The following is a 17,448-nucleotide window of genomic DNA, read 5'->3' as shown; positions in this document are numbered from 1 at the left end:
GGACCGCCGGGCGGCGCATCCTCCGGCAGCGTGGCCCTCGCCGCGAGCCCCCCGCGTCAGCGCCGTTTCCGCTGCTTACGGCGATAGGACGCCTCCGTCGGGATCAGCGCGAGCGCCCCGACGGCGCCGATGATCGCATCCACCCCGGGCGAGCCGATCCGCAGCCCGAACATGATCCGCACGAAGTAGAGAAGGAACACGCCCCCCACCGCGATCACAATGGAGGGAAGGATCCCGTTATGCGTCCAGCCCCACTTCTCGGCCAAGTATCCGACGATCCCGGCGATCACGACGCTGCCGAACAGACCCAGGAACATCGCTATCCTCCGAAGACGTCGCCCGGCGCGACGGGATTTCCGTGCAGATAGGCGGCCGCGTCCTGCTTCGCACGCCCCTCCGCCTGAATCTCCAGGAGTTCCACCACGCCCGTGCCGCAGGCGACGCGCAGCCCGGGCCGGGCAAGGGCCGTGCCGGGCACTCCCTCGCCGGGAACGGCACGCGCGCGCAGGAGCTTGAGGCGCCTGCCGCCGCGAACGGTCCAGGCGCCGGGGAACGGGGCCAGGCCGTTGGCATGACGGGCGACATCACCCGCCGGGCGCAGCCAGTCGATAGGCGTTTCGGCCTTCTCCACCTTGGCCGCGTAGGTGACCCCTTCCTCCCCCTGCGGCGCCTCCGCGAGGTCCGGCAGCCGCTCCAGCGCCTCGGCGATCATCCGCGCGCCCATCCCGGACAGCCGGTCCGACACGTCCCCGGTCGTGTCCGTCTCGCCGATCCGGATCGCCTCGCGCAGGAGGACCGGTCCGGTATCCAGCCCCTCCTCCATCCGCATGATGCAGACGCCAGTCTCCGAGTCCCCGGCCATCACGGCCCGGTGGATCGGCGCCGCTCCCCGCCAGCGCGGCAGGAGGGAGGCGTGGATGTTCAGGCATCCCTGCCTGGGCGCTTCGAGGACGGGCCTGGGCAGGATCAGACCATAGGCCACCACGACCGCCACGTCGCATCCCAGCGCGGCGAAGACGGCCTGCTCGCCCTCGTCGCGCAAGGTGCGGGGAGTCCACACCTTCAGCCCCAGCGCGTCGGCACGAGCATGGACGGGCGAGGGGCGCTCGCGCTGGCCGCGTCCCGCCTTTCGGGGCGGCTGCGAATAGACCGCCGCCACCTCGTGCCCGGCCTCCACCAGCGCCTCCAGCGCGGGAACGGAGAACTCCGGCGTACCCATGAACGCGATCCTCATCGCCGTGCCTTCCGCAAGAGCATGTGCCGCCGCGTCCGCGACAGCCGGTCGAAGAACATGCGCCCATCGAGATGGTCGATCTGGTGCTGGACGGACGCCGCCCAGATCCCGTCGAACCCTTTGGAGAGGCGTCTGTTCCGCTCGTCGGTGAAGGCCACCTCGATCCGTGCGGGCCGCGTGACCTCGGCGCCCAGCATCCTTCCGTCCCGGCCGCGGACGTTGGGCGAGCCCTCCCAGTGCGTCGCCTCGCCCTCCCAGGTTCGCACGATCTCCGGATCCGCCAAGCGCACGGCCCGCCCTCGCCCCTCCGAGGCATCCACGACGGCCAGGCGCAACCCGATCCCGATCTGCGGCGCCGCGAGGCCCACGCCAGGCATCGCCTCCATCGCCTCGACCATCCGGTCCCAGATGTCGCGATGCTCCTCCGTCACCTCGCCCACCGGGGCGGCGGGCGAGCGGAGCACGGGGGCTGGCCAGGGAACGAAGCCGCTCATCGGTCGAGGATCAGCACGCCGTCCAGATGGTCCAGCTCGTGCTGGGCGCAGCGCGCTTCCATGCCCCGCAGGCGGCGGTGGACCCGCTCGCCCCCAAAGGCGGTCCAGGCCATCGTCACCTCCGAAGGACGCATCACCCGGCGCGGCTCGCCGGGGATCGAGAGGCACGCCTCCTCGGTCCCGCCTCGCGCCTCGGAGAGGTCCAGCACCTCCGGGTCGACCATCACGACGGGCGCGGCCTCGCCGTCCTTCCAGCCGACGTCCATCACGAACAGTCGGCGCAGCACCCCGACCTGCGGCGCCGCGAGACCCCTTCCACCCGCGTCGTACATCGTCTCCAGAAGGTCGTCGGCTAGCGCCCGCACCTGCCCCGTCACCGCGCCCACGGGCGCGCAGACCGCACGGAGGCGTTCGTCGGGATGAAGGACGATCGGGCGGACGGGCAAGGGCTCAGGACGCCTCCCTCGCGCGTTCCTTCTTCATCTTCAGCGCCTTGCGCGTGATGAGCTGGCGCTTCATCGGGCCCACGTGGTCGATGAAGAGCACCCCGTCGAGATGGTCGATCTCGTGCTGCACGCAGGTCGCCCACAGACCGTCGAAAGTCTCCTCCCGCCGTTCGCCGCCGGGATCGGTCCATCGGACGGTCACGGCCGAGGGCCGCTCCACGTCGGCGAACTGCTCGGGTATGGAGAGGCACCCTTCCTCGTAGACGTTCCGCTCCTCGGAGGACCAGGCGATCTCCGGGTCGATCAAGACGAGGGGGCGGGGCGTCGCGCCCTCCTCCTTCTCGCAGTCCATGACGATCATCCGCTCGAGCACGCCGACCTGCGGCGCGGCAAGGCCGATGCCCGGCGCGTCGTACATGGTGGCCAGCATGTCCTCGGCCAAGGCGCGGTGCGCGTTCGTGGGCACGCCGATCGGGGCGGCGCGCTTCTTGAGCCGGGAATCCGGGTGCAGGAGGATCGGTCGGATCGCCATGAAGGGGAGATAGGCGGCGAGGCGCCAAGGCGCAATCGGGGCGCGGCGTGTAACCTTGACGTTACCCTCCAGGCTGGGAACATGCAATCCGCAGGTTACGCCAGGAGGCCCGCCATGCCCCGCCCCGCCGAACGCGCCGCCGAGATGATCCGCCTGGGGGCCTACGCCGTCCTAGGGGCGGCCTTCCTCCTCTTCGCCGGGCTCGGGGCGGCGGGGCTGCTGGACCGGGTGCCGGCCTGGGCGTCGCTCGCCTTCGGGCTGGGGACCGCCGCGCTGGTCTTCGTGGCGGCCTTCGCGCTGCCGCGCGCCGCCGTCGAGGCCGCGCATGACGAGGGCGCGACGGCCCTCTGGCTCAGGGCGCAGGCGGCCGGCTACTGGGCCGCGGTCGGCGCGTTCGCCTCGATCGGCTGGGGGCCGGAGGCGATCGGGATGGGATACGACCGCTACGTTCCGATGATCGGCTTCCTGGCGGCGGCGGTGCCTTTCGTGCTGGTGCTGATCGCCGAGGCGAGGCGGGCGCGCGGGTGAGGCTGATCGTGCGCCTGCGCGCGCACAGGGAAGCGGCCGGGCTGACGCAGGCCGCCCTCGCCGATGCGGTCGGGGTCTCCCGCAAGACGGTGAACACGATCGAGAACGGCGTCTTCGTCCCCTCCACCGAGCTAGCGCTGCGCCTCGCAGCCGCGCTCGGCGCCCGGGTCGAGGACCTCTTCGCCCTGCCCCCGGATTGACCTCCGCATCCGGCCCCACCATTCGGAACGGATGACAGATCACGATCCCCGCTTCGACACGATCATCGACCGCCGCGGCACCCACTGCGTGAAGTGGGACATGATGGAGCCGATCTACGGCGTCCCGCCGGAGGACGGCATCGCCATGTGGGTGGCGGACATGGAGTTCCGCCCCCCAGAGGTGATCCAGGACGCTCTGCAGGGGATGCTGGATCACGGCATCTACGGCTATTTCGGGGATGATTCGCGCTACATCGAGGCCATCCGCTGGTGGATGAGCGAGCGGCACGGATGGGACGTTGACCCAGAGGCGATCTTCACCACCCATGGTCTGGTGAACGGCACGGGCATGTGCATCGACGCATTCACCGCGCCCGGCGACGGCGTGGTCCTCCTGACCCCCGTCTATCATGCCTTCGCCCGCGTGATCCGCGCCTCCGGCCGCGATCTGGTCGAGCTGGAGATGCCGATCGAAGAGGGACGCTACGTGCTGAGCGAGGAGGCGTTCGAAGCTTTCGATGCCCAGCTGAAGGGCCACGAGCGGATGCTGATCCTCTGCTCGCCCCACAATCCCGGTGGGCGCGTCTGGACCCGGGAGGAGCTGGAGCGCGTCGCTGCCTTCGCCCGGCGCCACGATCTCGTCCTCGTCTCGGACGAAATCCACCACGACCTGGTCTATCCCGGCCATCGCCACGTTCCGATGACCGCCATCGAAGGGATCGAGGACCGCCTCGTGATGATGACGGCGACCACCAAGACCTTCAACATCGCAGGCTCCCACACCGGCAACGTGACCGTACCGGACGAAGGGCTGCGCGCGCGCTTCGCTGCCCGGATGGCCGCCCTTGGGATGTCGCCCAACAGCTTCGGCCTCTTCATGACGACGGCCGCCTACTCACCCCGGGGCGCGGCTTGGGTGGACGGGCTGATGGACTATCTCGACGGCAACAGGCGGCTCTTCGACAGGGCCGTCGAGAACGTTCCCGGCCTGCGCTCCATGCCGCTGGAGGCGACCTATCTCTCCTGGGTCGACTTCGCCGGCACCGGCATGCCGCGGGAGGAGTTCACGCGCCGCGTCGAGCGGGACGCCCGCATCGCGGTGAACCACGGGCCCACCTTCGGCAAGGGCGCGGATACCTGGCTGCGCTTCAACATCGCCGCCCCCCGTGCCCAGGTCGCCGAGGCGTGCGAGCGCCTCTCCGCCGCCTTCGGCGATCTTCAGTAGCCGCGGCGCGCGTCCCCGGAACAGGGGCGCGATCGTCAGTGCATGAGGAGGGCGACCGGCGCGTCCGGCGCCCGCTCGTAGTCGATGGCGGGCGTGTCGGCGATCGGGGTGGCGCGCTTGTACTCGTAATACATCTCGCCGCCCTCGGCCTCCGAAGCGACGATGAGGCAGCTCGTCCGGTGCACCGCCCCGTCATAGAGGTCCACATGCCCCCGGAGGCGGGGGGCGTCCGACAACGCGAGCGCGAAGCCTCGCGCCGTCTCGCGCAGCACGGGGAAGCTCGCCGTGCCGACCCTGACGCGCAGCCGGCTGCGGGCGGCGGCACGGGCATGGCGGGCGGCGGCGACGTCCTCGATCATCTCGGGCGGAAGGAAGGTTGTCATGGCGATCTCCCCCATCGCAGGACCCGCACGGCCTTGCGACATCATGGCGAGTCGGCAACGCCGGAAAGAGGCGGGAGTTCCGCGTCCCGGCGGCCGGGCGCCGCGCCCGGCGACGATCGGCCGAGGACGCCGCCGTAGTGCTCGGCCATGGCGGCGAGGTCCTCGGGCGAGGTGCCCGTGCGGACGAAGGCGCGCGCGTTGGGCATGTGCTGGAAGATCGAGCCGTCCGAGAAAAAGGACGAGGAAGTGACGGTTATGACCTGCGCGTCCGGGCGCGCATAGCCGGCGTAGTCCGCCGTGGCGATGGCGGATCCCTCCTCGAGGACGAGGTCGAGGATGATCACCTCGACCGCGCGCTCCCGGATCGTCCTCACCGCGTCGCGCTGCCCGCGCGCCTCGAAGACCTGGTGGCCCAGCCTGCGCAGGACCCTCGCCCAAAGCGCCGAAAGCGCGGCGTCCGGCTCCACGATCAGAACGTGCATCGTATCATGTCCCCCGCCCGCCCCCGCGACGATCCACCGCAACGGACAGGACCCTTGGAATCCGAGTCGCAGGAGAACCCATCCTTGCATCCGGTGTCACCCCCCATTCTGGGGGAGGCCCGTGGAGCGCCCCCGACGTGGCCTTGCCATCGGCCGACATGCGCGCCATCGCCCGCAACGCACCGCACGGAGGAACGCCATGCCCCGACCGCTCGCCCTCGTCCTCGCGCTTCTCGCCGCGCCCGCCGCCGCGCAGGACTGCGGAGGTCCCTTTCCCGCCTTCCTGGACGGCCTGCGCGCCGAGGCGGTCGCCGGGGGCCATGACGCGGCGACGGTCGACGCCTTCCTCGCAGGCGTCCGCCAGGACGAACGGACGCTTGCCGCCGACAGGCGCCAAGGGGTGTTCCAGCTCCCCTTCACGGACTTCGCGCGGCGCATCATCTCGGGTAGCCGGATAGAGGCGGGCCGCCAGAACGCGGACCGCCACGCCCCCGTCTTCGACCGCATCGAAGGCGAGACGGGCATTCCCGCCGGCGTGATGCTGGCCTTCTGGGCGCTCGAGACGGATTACGGCGCCTTCCAGGGCGACTACGGGACGCTGAACTCCCTCGTGACCCTCGCCCATGACTGCCGCCGGCCCGAACTGTTCCGACCGCAGATCTTCGCGGCCCTCGACCTCTACGAGCGGGGCGGGTTCGATCCCGCGGGCACCACGGGCGCCTGGGCGGGCGAGATCGGGATGGTGCAGATGCTGCCCGAGGACATCCTGAACCACGGTACGGACGCGGACGGGGACGGCCGCGTGGACCTGAAGGGGTCGGCGCCCGACGCCCTCGTCTCCGGCGCGCGGATGCTGGCGGGGCTGGGATGGCGCCCGGGCGAGCCGTGGCTGCTGGAGGCGGTGGTGCCCGCCGGCCTCGACCCCGCCGTCTCCGGCTTGGAGGGACGGCGCCCCATGTCCGAATGGCGCGACTTGGGCGTCGTGCCCCGGACGGGGGACGCCCCGGCCGACCTTCCGGCCGCGCTGCTGCTGCCGCAGGGCGCGAATGGGCCGGCCTTCCTCGCCTTCCCGAACTTCGGCGTCTATCTCGAGTGGAACCAGTCCCTGACCTACGCCATCACGGCCGCCTACCTCGCCACCCGCCTGGAAGGCGCGCCCGTCTTCGATTCCGGCAACCCCCGCCCCGGCATCGGCGACGGGGAGATGCGCGAGCTTCAGCGCCGCCTGGCGGCGCGCGGCCACGACGTGGGCGAGGTCGACGGCATCCTCGGCGCGGGCACCCGCGCGGCCGTCCGGGCGGAGCAGGCGCGCCTCGGCCTGCCCGTGGACGGCTGGCCGGACGCGCGCCTCCTCGGCGCGCTCTAGCCTGCCGGCCGATCGGGGCTTCGACGCCCCCGGCCCGCCGATTTGCGAGGCGAGCCCCCGGCGAGCTGCTGGCGGCGATCTGCCGGCCGGCGGCGCGGCGGAGGCCCGGAAAGTACGAGCAGGCCCCTTGCCGAGCGGTGGTGGCGCCACCCCGCGCTGCGGGGCGTTCCCTACGTCACGCGACCAGCGCCTCTGCTCGGCCGAGATCGACGGAGACGAGTTGGCTGACCCCCTGCTCGACCATCGTGACCCCGAAGAGACGGTCCATCCGGCTCATGGTGATGGCGTGGTGCGTGATGATCAGGAAGCGCGTGTCCGTGCGCTTGGTCATCTCGTCGAGAAGGTCGCAGAACCGTGTGACGTTCGCGTCGTCGAGCGGGGCGTCGACCTCGTCGAGCACGCAGATCGGCGCTGGATTGGCGAGGAACACCGCGAAGATCAGCGCCATCGCCGTCAGCGTCTGCTCGCCCCCCGAAAGGAGCGAGAGCGTGGATAGCTTCTTGCCCGGCGGCTGGCAGAGAATCTCGAGTCCCGCCTCTAGCGGGTCGTCCGCCTCGACCAGCTCAAGCCGCGCCTCGCCACCTCCGAAGAGGTGGGTGAAGAGGGTACCGAAGTTGCGGTTCACCGTCCCGAACGCGTCGAGAAGGCGCTGGCGCCCCTCGCGGTTCAGCTCCGCGATGCCCCTGCGGAGGCGGTCGATGGCCCCGCGCAGGTCCTCCGCCTCCGCCCCAAGGACGTCGTGCTCGACGCGGACCTCTTCGGCATCCTCCTCCGCGCGCAGGTTCACCGCGCCCATCGCCTCGCGCTGGCGGCGCAGCCCAGCGAGGTCGGCCTCCGCCTTCTCCACCGGGGGGAGCGCGGCCGGATCGCCCAGGGCGGCGAGCAGCTCGTCCGGCCCCGCCTCCGTCTCCTCGCGGATGCGAGCATCGACGGCGGCGCGGGTCTCGGCCGCCGCGGAGGCCCGGGCTTCCGCGCGGACGCGGGCCTCGCGGGCCTCGCCGGCGCGCCGTTCGGCGTCCCGCTCGGCGATCTGCGCCTCGCGCTGCGCCGTCTCGGCGAGGCGACGTGCTTCCTCGGCGGCGGCGAGCCGCGCCTTCGCCTCCTTCAGCTCGCCGTCGATGCCGGCCAGCCGCTCCCTCAGATCGGCAGGGGCTCCTCGTGCGGCGAGAAGGTCCGCCTCGGCCTTCTCGCGCCGGCGGTGAAGCTCGGCGGCATGGCCGTCCGCGGCGAGGACGCGCTTGGTCCAGCCGGCAAGATCCTTCTCGACCTGCGCGAGACGGGCGGCCCGGGCCTCCGCCTCGCGCCGGGCCGCGGCGAGGGCGTCCCGCGCCGTGGTCATCGCCTCGCGTGCCTCGGCGACCTCTCGGCGGGACATCTCGGCCTCCGCGCGGGCGGCGTCGGCGTCGCCCAGCCCCTCGAGCGCGGCGGCGGCCTCCCTCCGGGCCTCCTCCGCGGCGGCGGCCTCCTCGTGGAGGCGGGCGGCCTGCGCGTCCAAGGTCTCGATCCGGCCCTTGGCCAGCTCCCCCGCCGCCTCCGCGGAGGCCAGATCGCGGGCGGTGCGGGCGGCCTCGCGCCCCGAGGCCTCACGGGCGGCGCGGGCGAAGCGGTCGGCCTCCACCGCCTCCCGTGCGGCGGCCTTGGCAGCGGCGTGGTCTTGGGCCGCGGCCTCGGCCCGTGCCTCCGCCGCGCTCAGATCGGCTGCCAGCGCCGCCAGCCGGTTGCGCTGCGCCAGCCGCATCGCAGCGGCGCCGCCCTCGCCCGCGGGGCGGCCCAGCCCGTCCCACCGCCAGAGCGCGCCCTCGCGCGACACGAGCCGGACCCCCGGCCTCATCGCGGCCCTGTCGGGCACGCCCTCCACCACCCCGACGAGGGCGAGACGGCGGGACAGGGCGGCAGGCGCGCGGACATGTCCGGCCAGCGGCTCGGCCCCCGGGGGAAGCGCAGCCGAGGAGAGATCGGGCAGAACGGCCCAGTCGGCCTCGGCCGTCTGAAGCTCCTCTCCCAGGGCGGCGCCCAGGGCGGCTTCATAGCCCGGCTCGACCGACACCGCATCCAGGAGGGGCGCGTCCCCTCGCCCCGCGGCGAGAAGACGCCCGAGCGCGCGAACCTCGGCCCGGATCGCGCCTGCCCCGCCTGACGCCTCGGCTTCCGCTGCCCGTGCGACCGCCTCGGCCTGAACGGCGTCGGCACGGGCGGCATCCGCCTGCAGCAGCGCCGCCTCGGCCCGTTCGGCGGCCTCGCCCGCCACCTCGGCCGCCTTGCGCGCCTCTCCGGCATGCACCTCCGTCCCCTTCGCAGCCTCCTGCGCCGCGTCAAGGCCTTTCGCGGCCTCCCCGGCCGCGGCGGCGAGGCGCGCGGCGGCGCGTGCCGTCTCCTCGGCCCGCGCCGTGGCCGATTGGTGGCGGGCGGCGAGACGGGCTGCGAATTCTCTGGCGCGATCCCCGCGCGCCTCCGCTTCACCCAACCCCGCCGCCGCTGCCTGCGCGGCGACCTCGGCCTCCGCGATGCGCGCTCGCTCGCCCTGCCCCTTCGCGGCGAGCGCATCCCGTTCCTCGCCTAAGGCGCCCATCGCCCCCGCGGCGTCGCCCTGCTGAGCGTCCTGCCGTGCGAAGTCCTGCTCTATCTGGCCGAGACGACCCTCTATCGACCGAATCGCGCCCTCGGCCCGGCCCAGCCGGTCCCGCACCTTGTCCCGCTCCACCGTGGCGCGTTGGACGATCGCGCCAGCGACGGCCTCCTCCTCGCGCACGGGGGGAAGGCCGGCATCGGCTTCCTCGCGCGCCTGGGCGGCCCCGCGCGCGGCGGCCTCCGCGCGGCCCGCATCGACCAGGCACCCCTGCAGGGCGGCGCGCGCTTCCTCGAGGACGTCGTCGGCCTCCTGCCAGCGACGCCAGAGGAGGGCACCCTCCGCAAGGCGCAGCCGCTGGCCGATCTCGCGGTAGCGGGCCGCCGCCCGTGCCTGCCGCGCCAGCTGCGAGAGCTGCTGGGCCAGCGCCTCGAGAAGGTCCTCGACCCGGTCCAGGTTGCCCTCCGCCCCCCGCAGCTTCAGCTCGGCCTCGTGGCGGCGCTGGTAGAGGCCCGAGATCCCCGCCGCCTCCTCCAGGATGCGCCGGCGGGCCTTGGGCTTCGCCCCGATCAGCCCGGCGATCTGCCCCTGCCGGACCAGAGCGGGCGAATGCGCGCCCGTCGAGGCGTCCGCGAACAGCATCTGCACGTCGCGTGCGCGCACCTCGCCGCCGGCGGCCCTGTAGGCCGATCCGGCCTCGCGCGTGATGCGGCGGGTGACGTCGATGCTCGCGTGATGGTTGAACGCGGCGGGCGCGGTGCGGTCCGAGTTGTCGAGGTCGAGTTGGACTTCCGCGAAGTGCCGCGCGGGACGGGTCGCGGTGCCGGCGAAGATCACGTCCTCCATCCCGCCGCCGCGCATGGCCGAAGGCCGGTTCTCGCCCATCACCCAGCGCAGGGCCTCGAGGAGGTTGGACTTGCCGCAGCCGTTCGGCCCGACCACCCCGGTCAGCCCCGGCGCGATCACCAGCTCCGTCGGATCGACGAAGCTCTTGAAGCCGTTGAGACGCAGCCGGATGAATTGCAAGGCAGGGTACCTGCGGTTGGATCGACGCGGGCATACAACCGCAAGGGTGATTCGCGGTCAACGCCGTCGCCGCGACCCCTCATCGACCCTCACCGTCCTGATCGTCTTCGTCCGTCCGTTCCAGGTTACCGGCGGCGGGCTTCCCGGCGCTTCAGCCGCTCCCGTCCGGATCGCAGCGGACGGAGAGGCGGATCACGGCCGGATCGCCGGAAAGGCTGCCCGGGATCGGCACGCACCCGGTGGCCGCCCGCGCGGCCGCGAGAGCGGCCGGATAGGCGCGCGGCAGGCGCCGCGGCGGCACGAAGCCGGTACGCACCAGCTCGACCTCGCCGCCCGAACGGCGGACGTGGAAGGTGAAGCCGTCGCGCTGCACCGTGGCGGCGGGTACGCCGCGGAAGGCGGGCTGCGGTCCCGAGCAGGCGGCAAGGAGGAGGATGACAAGAAGAAGGCGCATCCCCTGACCTTGCCTCCGAGTCGTTGAGAAAGGGTTAACCGCCCCGGACCTCCGAGAGGGTGCGCGAGGTGGTCAGCGCTTCGGGGTCCTGGATCAGGTGGATCAACCCGACCCGTCCGGCCCGCGCTGTGGCGCGCGCGCCCTCCAGCGCCTCCGGGAAGGCGCCGTCCGCCTCCACGCGCCAGCCTTCCCCGCCATGGGCGCGGGCCAGGGCGACGAAGTCCGGGTTGCGGAGGTCCGTGCCCGCGCGGCGCGCGGGATAGCGCATCTCCTGGTGCATGCGGATGGTGCCGTAGCGGCCGTTGTCCACCACTATCAGCACGAGGCCCGCCCCGTGCTGCGCGGCCGTCGCCAATTCCTGAGAGGTCATCTGGAAGCAGCCGTCCCCGGCCAGCGCCACGACCTCGCGCGCCGGATGGATGAGGGCTGCGGCGATGGCGGCGGGCAGGCCGTAGCCCATCGAGCCCGAGGCCGGCGCGCCCTGCGTGCCGGGCCGCTTCCAGACGAAATGCCGGTGCAGCCAGGCGGCGTAGTTGCCCGCGCCGTTGGTCACGATCGCGTCCTCCGGTAGGGCGTCCGAGAGATGGCGGATCGCGTTCTCCAGACGCAGCGCCCCGGGCGAGGCGCCGCCCTCGCGCCATTCCTTCCATTCGGCATGGGCGGCGGCGGCGCGGGGGCCGGGGCCGCCGCCCTTGGGCATGTGCGGAAGCAGGCAGGAGGGGTGGATCGCGCAGAACGGGTCCGCAGGCCAGAGGCGCCCCCGCTCGGACGGGCCGGGGTGGACCTGGGCGATGCGGGGCGGCGCCTCCGGGCGGACCAGGGCGTAGCCCGAAGTCTCGATCTCGCCGAGCTCGGCCCCGAGGAGGATCAAGGCGTCCGCCCCCCGCAGCCGCCGGGCGAGGGCAGGGTTCATCCCCGTTCCCAGGTCGCCCGCATAGCAGGGGTGGCGGTTGTCCAGGTGGTCCTGCCGCCGGAACGCCGCCGCCACGGGAAGGTCGCGATGCGCCGCCCAGAGGCCCAGCGCCTCGGACGCCTCCTCGGTCATGCCCCCGCCGCCGACGATGACGAGGGGACGCTCGGCGCGGGCGGCGAAGGCGTCGACGGCATCCGGCATCGTCCCGGCGGCGGGGGGGATGGCCCGCGCGGGCGCCAGGTCCGGCGCGTCGGCCTCCGCCGCCAGCATGTCCTCGGGCAGCGTCACCACGGCGGGACCGGGGCGCCCGGAGGTGGCGGCGTTCCAGGCGCGGGCGGCGACCTCGGGCAGGCGCGCGGTCTCGCGGCAGGTCTCCACGTGCTTGGCCAAGGCGCCCCACATCGCGGCGAAGTCCACCTCCTGAAAAGCGCGCCGTCCGGCCTGCGCCCGCGCCACGTCGCCTACGAAGAGGAGCATGGGCGTGCCGTCCTGCATCGCGACGTGGACCCCGGCGGCGGCGTTCGCCGCGCCGGGCCCGCGCGTGACGAAGGCGACCCCGGGCTCGCCCGTGAGCTTGGCGTGGGCCTCGGCCATCATCGCGGCGCCGCCTTCCTGCCGCGCGGTGACGAGGTCGATCCCCGCGTCGTGCAGGGCGTCGAGCGCGGCGAGGAAGCTCTCTCCCGGAACGTGGAAGACGCGGGACACGTCCCGTGCCCGGAGGAAGTCGATCAGGATCCGTCCGCCGTGCCTCATGGCCGGACACTCCCCCGGTGCGGGTCGGGCGGCAAGGGGGCGGCGGGCCCGGGGCGCATCCCATCGGGCACGTCGTCGCGCCCCTCGAGGGCCAGGTCCACCGCCAGCCGCGCCACCTCCGGCGCGATGCCGAAGCCGATCTTGAAGCCGCCGTTAGCGATCACCGCGCCCGAGGGAAGCCGGCCGATCACCGGCTCGCGCGTGCGGGCGCGGGGGCGGATCGCGCCCCAGCGCTCGATCACCGGGGCGTCCGCGAGGGCCGGGACGGCGACGCGGGCACGGGCGATCACGGCATCCACCGCCGCGTCGGGCGCGGCATCGGTCCATTCGCCCTCCGAGGTCGAGCCGATGCCCGTCGTCCCGTCGAGATGGGGGATCACATGAATCCCGCCGGTGTAGATCTGCGGCTCGCCCCGGGCGTCGAAGCCCAGCAGCGCGCCCTGGCCCTTCTGCCCCGCGCCGAGATCATGCTCCCGCAGCCCTTCCCAGCCCGTCGCCTCGATCACCGGGGCGCCAGCGGGCGCCGCCTCCGGTCCGATCGTGCCGCCGGCGGCGCGGATGGCGGCGGCGAGGGCGGAGCAGGCCCGGCGCGGGTGCAGGTGCGCCGCCAACGTGTCGCGCAACACGAGGCCCGTGGCGCTGGCCGGGCCCCAGCCTTCCGGCGCGGAGACGACTTCCCACGTGGCGGCCGTGCCCCAGTGCCGCAATGCGCCTTCGGCCCGGTCCCGGGCGCGCCTCACCGCGGCCTCGTCCACGAGTGGCTGGAGGCGTCCGGCGCGGGCATATCCGGTAGAGATGCCCGAAGCATCCTCGACCTCGGGCCAGAAGCCGCGGGCGGCGACGAGCGCGCGAAGCTGCAGCGCCTTCGCCGGCGTCCACCGTTCGGGCGCGTGCGGCGAGAGCGCGCCGACGACGCCCCCCGACGCGCCCGAGGCGACCCCGCGCGGCTCGGTGATCGCCACGCGCGCGCCCCGGCGGAGCGCCGTCCAGGCGCAGGCCAGCCCGATCACCCCCGCTCCGCGGACGACGAGATCGACCATCGCGCGCCTCCCTTCGTCGAAGAGCCCTTTTCAACGCCAGGCGGAAGGCGTTGGATCATGCCATGACCTCGCCGGTGACGGAATGGAAGGATGGCGTGCCGGTGGCGGGGCGATACGACGACCCCTACTACTCGCTGGAGGACGGGCTGGCGGAGACGCGGCACACGTTCCTCGGCGGCTGCGGCCTGCCCGAAGGGTTCCGCCCGGGGTTCCGCATCGCCGAGCTGGGCTTCGGCACCGGCCTGAACCTCGCCGCCGCCCTGCGGTCCTGGCGCGAGGCGAGCATCGCAGGGCCCCTGCGCTATACGGGCTTCGAAGCGCATCCGATGCCGCCGGCGGACCTGCGGCGCGCGCTCGCCGCCTTTCCAGACATTGCAGGCGAAGCCGGAGAGATCGCCGCCGGCTGGGAGCGGGGGCCCTCGATCCGCCTTCCGGACCTCGAGGCCGAGATCGTCATCGGCGATGCCCGCGCGACGGTGCCGGGATGGCGGGGCGAGGCGGACGCCTGGTTCCTGGACGGCTTCGCCCCCGCCCGGAATCCCACCCTCTGGGAGGCGCCGCTGCTGGCCGCCGTGGCGGCCCGCACGGCCCCGGAGGGCCGCCTCGCGACCTATACGGCCGCCGGCGGCGTCCGCCGGGCGCTGGCCGATGCCGGCCTCGAGGTCGAGCGGCGCCGCGGGTTCGGCCGCAAGCGGCACATGACGGTCGCCCGCCGACCCTGAGGACGTTCCAGCCGGCGCCGCGCCGCCAGCCGTTGCCCGCAGGGGCCGCCATGGGCCGCTATCGGCTAGCGGCGGCGTGACGCACCGGGGCTGTCGCCGCGCGGGCGCCGCTCTAGGTAGCTGCCGGAGGATCCTGCTAGGCATGCGCCATGGCGGCCCGGCGGGGCGGGGCGGGCGGATTTGTCCGCTGGACGCGTTGCGAGGCCGCCTTTATGGAGCCGCTGGCCCATCGGCTCGCGCACCTGCGGGCCGCCCGAACACATTGCCCGCGCCCCGCGGGCCCCGCCGAGACGACCCGAGGAGCGTACCTTGTCCGACGCCGAGCATCACCCAGAGGAAACGACCCGCCGCGACTTCATCTACTACGCGACAGGCGCGGCCGGTGTGGTGGTGGCGGGCGCGGCCGTGTGGCCGCTGATCGATCAGATGAACCCTTCGGCCGACGTGCAGGCGCTGTCCAGCATCCGCGTGGACGTCGGCGGCATCGAGCCGGGGACCCAGCTGACGGTCCAGTACCTTGGCAAGCCCGTCTTCATTCGCCGCCGCACCCCCGAGGAGATCGAGGCCGGGCGTGCCGTCGACGTGGACGACCTGCCCGACCCCCTGGCCGAGAACCCCAACGTTCCCGCGGACTCGCCCGCGCTGGACGAGTTCCGTACCCTGCCCGACTTCTCGGGCGAGAACACGGGCGAATGGCTCGTGATGATCGGGGTCTGCACGCACCTGGGCTGCGTGCCCCTGGGCAACGGGGCGGGCGACTTCGGCGGCTGGTTCTGTCCGTGCCACGGCTCGCACTACGACACGGCGGGGCGCATCCGCCGCGGACCCGCGCCAGCCAACCTCGCCGTCCCCGTCGCGTCGTTTGAGGACGAAACCACCATCCTGCTCGGTTAAGGAGGGCCCGCCATGGCCGGTATCCCGCACGACCATTACGAGCCTAAGACCAAGGGAGAGAAGTGGGTCGAGTCCCGCCTTCCGCTGATCGGGCTCATCCACGACACCCTCTACATCCCGACGCCCAAGAACCTGAACTGGATGTGGATCTGGGGCATCGTGCTGACCTTCACGCTGGTGCTGCAGATCGTCACGGGCATCGTGCTCGTGATGCACTACACGCCGCACACGGACCTCGCCTTCGCTTCCGTCGAGCACATCATGCGGAACGTGAACGCGGGCCACATGATCCGCTACCTGCACTCCAACGGCGCCTCGCTGTTCTTCGTGGCGGTCTACGCGCACATCTTCCGGAACCTCTACTACGGCTCCTACAAGTCCCCGCGCGAGATCACCTGGATCATCGGCATGCTGCTCTACGTGCTGATGATGGCGACGGCCTTCATGGGCTACGTGCTGCCCTGGGGGCAGATGTCCTTCTGGGGCGCGACCGTCATCACCGGCCTCTTCGGCGCGATCCCGTTCGTAGGCGAGGGGCTGCAGACTTGGCTGCTGGGCGGTCCGGCCGTGGACAACGCCACCCTGAACCGCTTCTTCTCGCTGCACTACCTGCTGCCCATGATCATGATGGGCCTCGTGATCGTGCACATCTGGGCGTTCCACTCGACCGGCAACAACAACCCCACCGGGGTCGAGGTGCGCCGCACCTCCAAAGCCGAGGCCGAGCGCGACACCCTGCCCTTCTGGCCCTACTTCGTGATCAAGGACCTCTTCGCGCTGGCGATCATCCTCCTGGTGTTCTTCGCGATCGTCGGCTTCATGCCGAACTACCTCGGGCACCCGGACAACTACATCGAGGCCAACCCCCTGGTGACGCCGGCGCACATCGTGCCCGAATGGTACTTCCTGCCCTTCTACGCGATCCTGCGGGCCTTCACGCCCGATGTCTGGATCGTCGCCTTCTTCACGTGGATCTCGGGCGGGGTCATCACGGCGGCGTTCTTCGGCGTGCTGGCCATGTTCGGCGCCATCGCCGCGATGGCGGCGGCGCCCTGGCTGGACACCTCGTCGGTCCGGTCGGGCCGGTACCGGCCGGTTTTCAAGTGGTTCTTCGCGCTACTCGTCGTGGACTTCTTCGTCCTGATGTGGGTCGGCGCCATGCCCGCGGAGGAGCCATACAACACGATCGCCCTCATCGCCGCGACCTACTGGTTCGCCTACTTCCTGGTGATCCTGCCGCTGCTCGGCGTCTTCGAGAAGCCGATCCCGGTGCCCGCGACGATCGAGGACGACTTCCGCACCCACTACGGCGAAGCCGACGTGCCGCCCGCCGCGCGCCCGGCTCCGACGCCCGCCGAATGAGGACCGAACCGATGATCCGCAAGCTCGCTCTCGCCGCCGCCTTCGCGATGGGCACGGCCACCGCCGCCGCCGCCGCGGGCGGCGAGGGGCATGTCGTCGATTTCGACTTCTCCTTCGAGGGGCCCTTCGGCACGTTCGACCAGATGCAGCTTCAGCGGGGGCTGCAGGTCTATTCGGAGATCTGCTCGAACTGCCATGGCCTGCAGTACGTGCCGATCCGCACGCTCGCCGACCCCGGTGGCCCCGAGCTGCCGGAGGAGCAGGTTCGCGAGTATCCCGACTTCATGGGCTGGGAGGTGTTCGACGAGGACCTCGACGACTTCCGGCCCGCGGTCGAGACGGACCATTTCCCCGGCTCGGCCCTCGAGAACGCGCCGGACCTCTCGCTGATGGCCAAGTCCCGTGCGGGCTTCCACGGGCCCTACGGTCTCGGGCTGAACCAGCTCTTCCGAGGCATGGGGGGGCCGGAATACATCGCCTCGCTCCTCACCGGCTACACCGGCGAGGAGAAGGAGGAGGCCGGCGCCATCCTCTACGAGAACACCGCCTTTCCCGGCGGCTGGATCGCGATGTCGCCGCCTCTCTGGGGGGACGACGTGTTCTACGAGGACGGCACCGAGGCCACCATCGAGCAGCAGTCGCTGGACGTCGCGGCCTTCCTGATGTGGGCGGCTGAGCCGAAGATGATGGCCCGCCAGCGCGCCGGCCTGACGGGTGTGATCTTCCTCGCCGTGCTCACCGTCCTTCTCTACCTCACCAACAAGCGCCTCTGGGCACCGGTGAAGCACCGAGCGAAGGGCGAGCCGGCGGAGTGATTCGCGCAGCATG

19 protein-coding genes are annotated in these 17,448 nt (G+C 72.5%); 8 read left to right on the top strand and 11 right to left on the bottom strand.

Translation table 11 applies throughout. The annotated features are described in order from the left end of the window. Positions 1–56 precede the first annotated feature (56 nt). The 5 genes from BCF33_RS11195 to def (BCF33_RS11175) are packed head-to-tail and all read right to left on the bottom strand — an operon-like array spanning position 57 to position 2,706. Entirely contained in the window at positions 57–317 is a 261-nt protein-coding gene (locus BCF33_RS11195) for a hypothetical protein (protein WP_106161005.1), read from the bottom strand. A gap of 2 nt (positions 318–319) precedes the next feature. Then, the gene (gene fmt, locus BCF33_RS11190; RefSeq protein WP_106161004.1) at positions 320–1,234 is read right to left on the bottom strand and encodes a methionyl-tRNA formyltransferase; all 915 of its coding nucleotides are present in this window, start codon (positions 1,232–1,234) and stop codon (positions 320–322) included. Beyond that, entirely contained in the window at positions 1,231–1,728 is a 498-nt protein-coding gene (def, locus tag BCF33_RS11185; protein WP_106161003.1) for a peptide deformylase, read from the bottom strand. The genes fmt and def (BCF33_RS11185) overlap by 4 nt, the downstream gene beginning before the upstream one ends. Then, positions 1,725–2,174 carry a peptide deformylase gene (gene def, locus BCF33_RS11180; protein ID WP_106161002.1) on the bottom strand — a complete coding sequence of 150 codons (450 nt, stop codon included), beginning with the start codon at positions 2,172–2,174 and terminating at the stop codon, positions 1,725–1,727. The genes def (BCF33_RS11185) and def (BCF33_RS11180) overlap by 4 nt, the downstream gene beginning before the upstream one ends. Positions 2,175–2,178: 4 nt before the next feature. After that, positions 2,179–2,706 carry a peptide deformylase gene (def, locus tag BCF33_RS11175; protein WP_106161001.1) on the bottom strand — a complete coding sequence of 176 codons (528 nt, stop codon included), beginning with the start codon at positions 2,704–2,706 and terminating at the stop codon, positions 2,179–2,181. Positions 2,707–2,820: 114 nt separating this feature from the next. Between def (BCF33_RS11175) and BCF33_RS14090 the strand changes: the two genes are divergently transcribed. The 3 genes from BCF33_RS14090 to BCF33_RS11160 are packed head-to-tail and all read left to right on the top strand — an operon-like array spanning position 2,821 to position 4,659. After that, positions 2,821–3,234 (top strand): hypothetical protein, encoded by a 414-nt coding sequence (locus BCF33_RS14090; RefSeq protein WP_106161000.1) that lies wholly within the window; start codon positions 2,821–2,823, stop codon positions 3,232–3,234. Beyond that, a complete protein-coding gene (locus BCF33_RS11165) occupies positions 3,231–3,434 on the top strand; it encodes a helix-turn-helix transcriptional regulator (protein ID WP_106160999.1) in 204 nt (67 codons plus the stop codon). Before BCF33_RS14090 ends, BCF33_RS11165 begins: the two co-directional genes overlap by 4 nt. A gap of 31 nt (positions 3,435–3,465) precedes the next feature. Then, complete coding sequence (locus BCF33_RS11160) at positions 3,466–4,659, top strand: MalY/PatB family protein (protein ID WP_106160998.1); 1,194 nt, start codon at positions 3,466–3,468, stop codon at positions 4,657–4,659. 35 nt (positions 4,660–4,694) lie between these two features. Here BCF33_RS11160 and BCF33_RS11155 read toward each other — a convergent pair whose 3' ends face one another. Together BCF33_RS11155 and BCF33_RS11150 are read right to left on the bottom strand one after the other, a co-directional pair. Then, positions 4,695–5,042, bottom strand: coding sequence for a hypothetical protein (locus BCF33_RS11155; RefSeq protein WP_106161605.1), 348 nt, complete (start codon positions 5,040–5,042; stop codon positions 4,695–4,697). A 41-nt stretch (positions 5,043–5,083) separates the two neighbouring features. Beyond that, the gene (locus tag BCF33_RS11150; RefSeq protein WP_106160997.1) at positions 5,084–5,524 is read right to left on the bottom strand and encodes a response regulator; all 441 of its coding nucleotides are present in this window, start codon (positions 5,522–5,524) and stop codon (positions 5,084–5,086) included. A 199-nt stretch (positions 5,525–5,723) separates the two neighbouring features. On the opposite strand from BCF33_RS11150, the gene BCF33_RS11145 reads away from it, so the two are divergent. After that, on the top strand, positions 5,724–6,890 hold the full coding sequence (locus tag BCF33_RS11145; protein WP_106160996.1) for a lytic murein transglycosylase: 1,167 nt from the start codon (positions 5,724–5,726) through the stop codon (positions 6,888–6,890). Between the two features lie 175 nt (positions 6,891–7,065). On the opposite strand, the gene BCF33_RS11140 is transcribed toward BCF33_RS11145, so the two are convergent. The 4 genes from BCF33_RS11140 to BCF33_RS11125 all read right to left on the bottom strand — a co-directional run bounded on the left by BCF33_RS11140 (position 7,066) and on the right by BCF33_RS11125 (position 13,642). Next, positions 7,066–10,482: a chromosome segregation SMC family protein gene (locus tag BCF33_RS11140; RefSeq protein WP_106160995.1), complete on the bottom strand. Its 3,417-nt coding sequence runs from the start codon at positions 10,480–10,482 to the stop codon at positions 7,066–7,068. Positions 10,483–10,633: 151 nt separating this feature from the next. Beyond that, positions 10,634–10,936: a hypothetical protein gene (locus BCF33_RS11135; protein WP_106160994.1), complete on the bottom strand. Its 303-nt coding sequence runs from the start codon at positions 10,934–10,936 to the stop codon at positions 10,634–10,636. A 34-nt stretch (positions 10,937–10,970) separates the two neighbouring features. Beyond that, positions 10,971–12,602 carry a thiamine pyrophosphate-dependent enzyme gene (locus BCF33_RS11130; RefSeq protein ID WP_106160993.1) on the bottom strand — a complete coding sequence of 544 codons (1,632 nt, stop codon included), beginning with the start codon at positions 12,600–12,602 and terminating at the stop codon, positions 10,971–10,973. Continuing rightward, positions 12,599–13,642: an NAD(P)/FAD-dependent oxidoreductase gene (locus tag BCF33_RS11125; RefSeq protein WP_106160992.1), complete on the bottom strand. Its 1,044-nt coding sequence runs from the start codon at positions 13,640–13,642 to the stop codon at positions 12,599–12,601. Before BCF33_RS11125 ends, BCF33_RS11130 begins: the two co-directional genes overlap by 4 nt. Before the next feature lie 62 nt (positions 13,643–13,704). Between BCF33_RS11125 and mnmC2 the strand changes: the two genes are divergently transcribed. From mnmC2 to BCF33_RS11105, 4 genes are all read left to right on the top strand, one after another. Next, positions 13,705–14,364 (top strand): tRNA (5-methylaminomethyl-2-thiouridine)(34)-methyltransferase MnmC2, encoded by a 660-nt coding sequence (gene mnmC2, locus BCF33_RS11120; protein ID WP_106160991.1) that lies wholly within the window; start codon positions 13,705–13,707, stop codon positions 14,362–14,364. A gap of 309 nt (positions 14,365–14,673) precedes the next feature. Beyond that, positions 14,674–15,258 (top strand): ubiquinol-cytochrome c reductase iron-sulfur subunit, encoded by a 585-nt coding sequence (gene petA, locus BCF33_RS11115; RefSeq protein ID WP_106160990.1) that lies wholly within the window; start codon positions 14,674–14,676, stop codon positions 15,256–15,258. A gap of 12 nt (positions 15,259–15,270) precedes the next feature. Further along, entirely contained in the window at positions 15,271–16,620 is a 1,350-nt protein-coding gene (locus tag BCF33_RS11110) for a cytochrome b (protein WP_106160989.1), read from the top strand. Between the two features lie 11 nt (positions 16,621–16,631). Beyond that, positions 16,632–17,435, top strand: coding sequence for a cytochrome c1 (locus BCF33_RS11105; RefSeq protein ID WP_106160988.1), 804 nt, complete (start codon positions 16,632–16,634; stop codon positions 17,433–17,435). The last annotated feature ends 13 nt before the right edge of the window (positions 17,436–17,448 follow it).

This window comes from Hasllibacter halocynthiae (assembly GCF_003003095.1).
Classification (GTDB): Bacteria; Pseudomonadota; Alphaproteobacteria; order Rhodobacterales; family Rhodobacteraceae; genus Hasllibacter; species Hasllibacter halocynthiae.
This window is presented reverse-complemented; position numbering and strand designations above follow the sequence as displayed.

Excerpts from the sequence above, each read along its gene's own strand:
- BCF33_RS11160 (WP_106160998.1), top strand. The coding sequence starts at position 3,466 with ATGACAGATCACGATCCCCGCTTCGACACGATCATCGACCGCCGCGGC.
- BCF33_RS11145 (WP_106160996.1), top strand. The coding sequence starts at position 5,724 with ATGCCCCGACCGCTCGCCCTCGTCCTCGCGCTTCTCGCCGCGCCCGCC.
- fmt (WP_106161004.1), bottom strand. The coding sequence starts at position 1,234 with ATGAGGATCGCGTTCATGGGTACGCCGGAGTTCTCCGTTCCCGCGCTG.
- BCF33_RS11195 (WP_106161005.1), bottom strand. The coding sequence starts at position 317 with ATGTTCCTGGGTCTGTTCGGCAGCGTCGTGATCGCCGGGATCGTCGGA.
- BCF33_RS11125 (WP_106160992.1), bottom strand. The coding sequence starts at position 13,642 with ATGGTCGATCTCGTCGTCCGCGGAGCGGGGGTGATCGGGCTGGCCTGC.
- BCF33_RS11110 (WP_106160989.1), top strand. The coding sequence starts at position 15,271 with ATGGCCGGTATCCCGCACGACCATTACGAGCCTAAGACCAAGGGAGAG.
- BCF33_RS11155 (WP_106161605.1), bottom strand. The coding sequence starts at position 5,042 with ATGACAACCTTCCTTCCGCCCGAGATGATCGAGGACGTCGCCGCCGCC.
- mnmC2 (WP_106160991.1), top strand. The coding sequence starts at position 13,705 with ATGACCTCGCCGGTGACGGAATGGAAGGATGGCGTGCCGGTGGCGGGG.
- def (WP_106161001.1), bottom strand. The coding sequence starts at position 2,706 with ATGGCGATCCGACCGATCCTCCTGCACCCGGATTCCCGGCTCAAGAAG.
- BCF33_RS11135 (WP_106160994.1), bottom strand. The coding sequence starts at position 10,936 with ATGCGCCTTCTTCTTGTCATCCTCCTCCTTGCCGCCTGCTCGGGACCG.
- BCF33_RS11130 (WP_106160993.1), bottom strand. The coding sequence starts at position 12,602 with ATGAGGCACGGCGGACGGATCCTGATCGACTTCCTCCGGGCACGGGAC.
- BCF33_RS14090 (WP_106161000.1), top strand. The coding sequence starts at position 2,821 with ATGCCCCGCCCCGCCGAACGCGCCGCCGAGATGATCCGCCTGGGGGCC.
- BCF33_RS11150 (WP_106160997.1), bottom strand. The coding sequence starts at position 5,524 with ATGCACGTTCTGATCGTGGAGCCGGACGCCGCGCTTTCGGCGCTTTGG.
- BCF33_RS11105 (WP_106160988.1), top strand. The coding sequence starts at position 16,632 with ATGATCCGCAAGCTCGCTCTCGCCGCCGCCTTCGCGATGGGCACGGCC.
- def (WP_106161003.1), bottom strand. The coding sequence starts at position 1,728 with ATGAGCGGCTTCGTTCCCTGGCCAGCCCCCGTGCTCCGCTCGCCCGCC.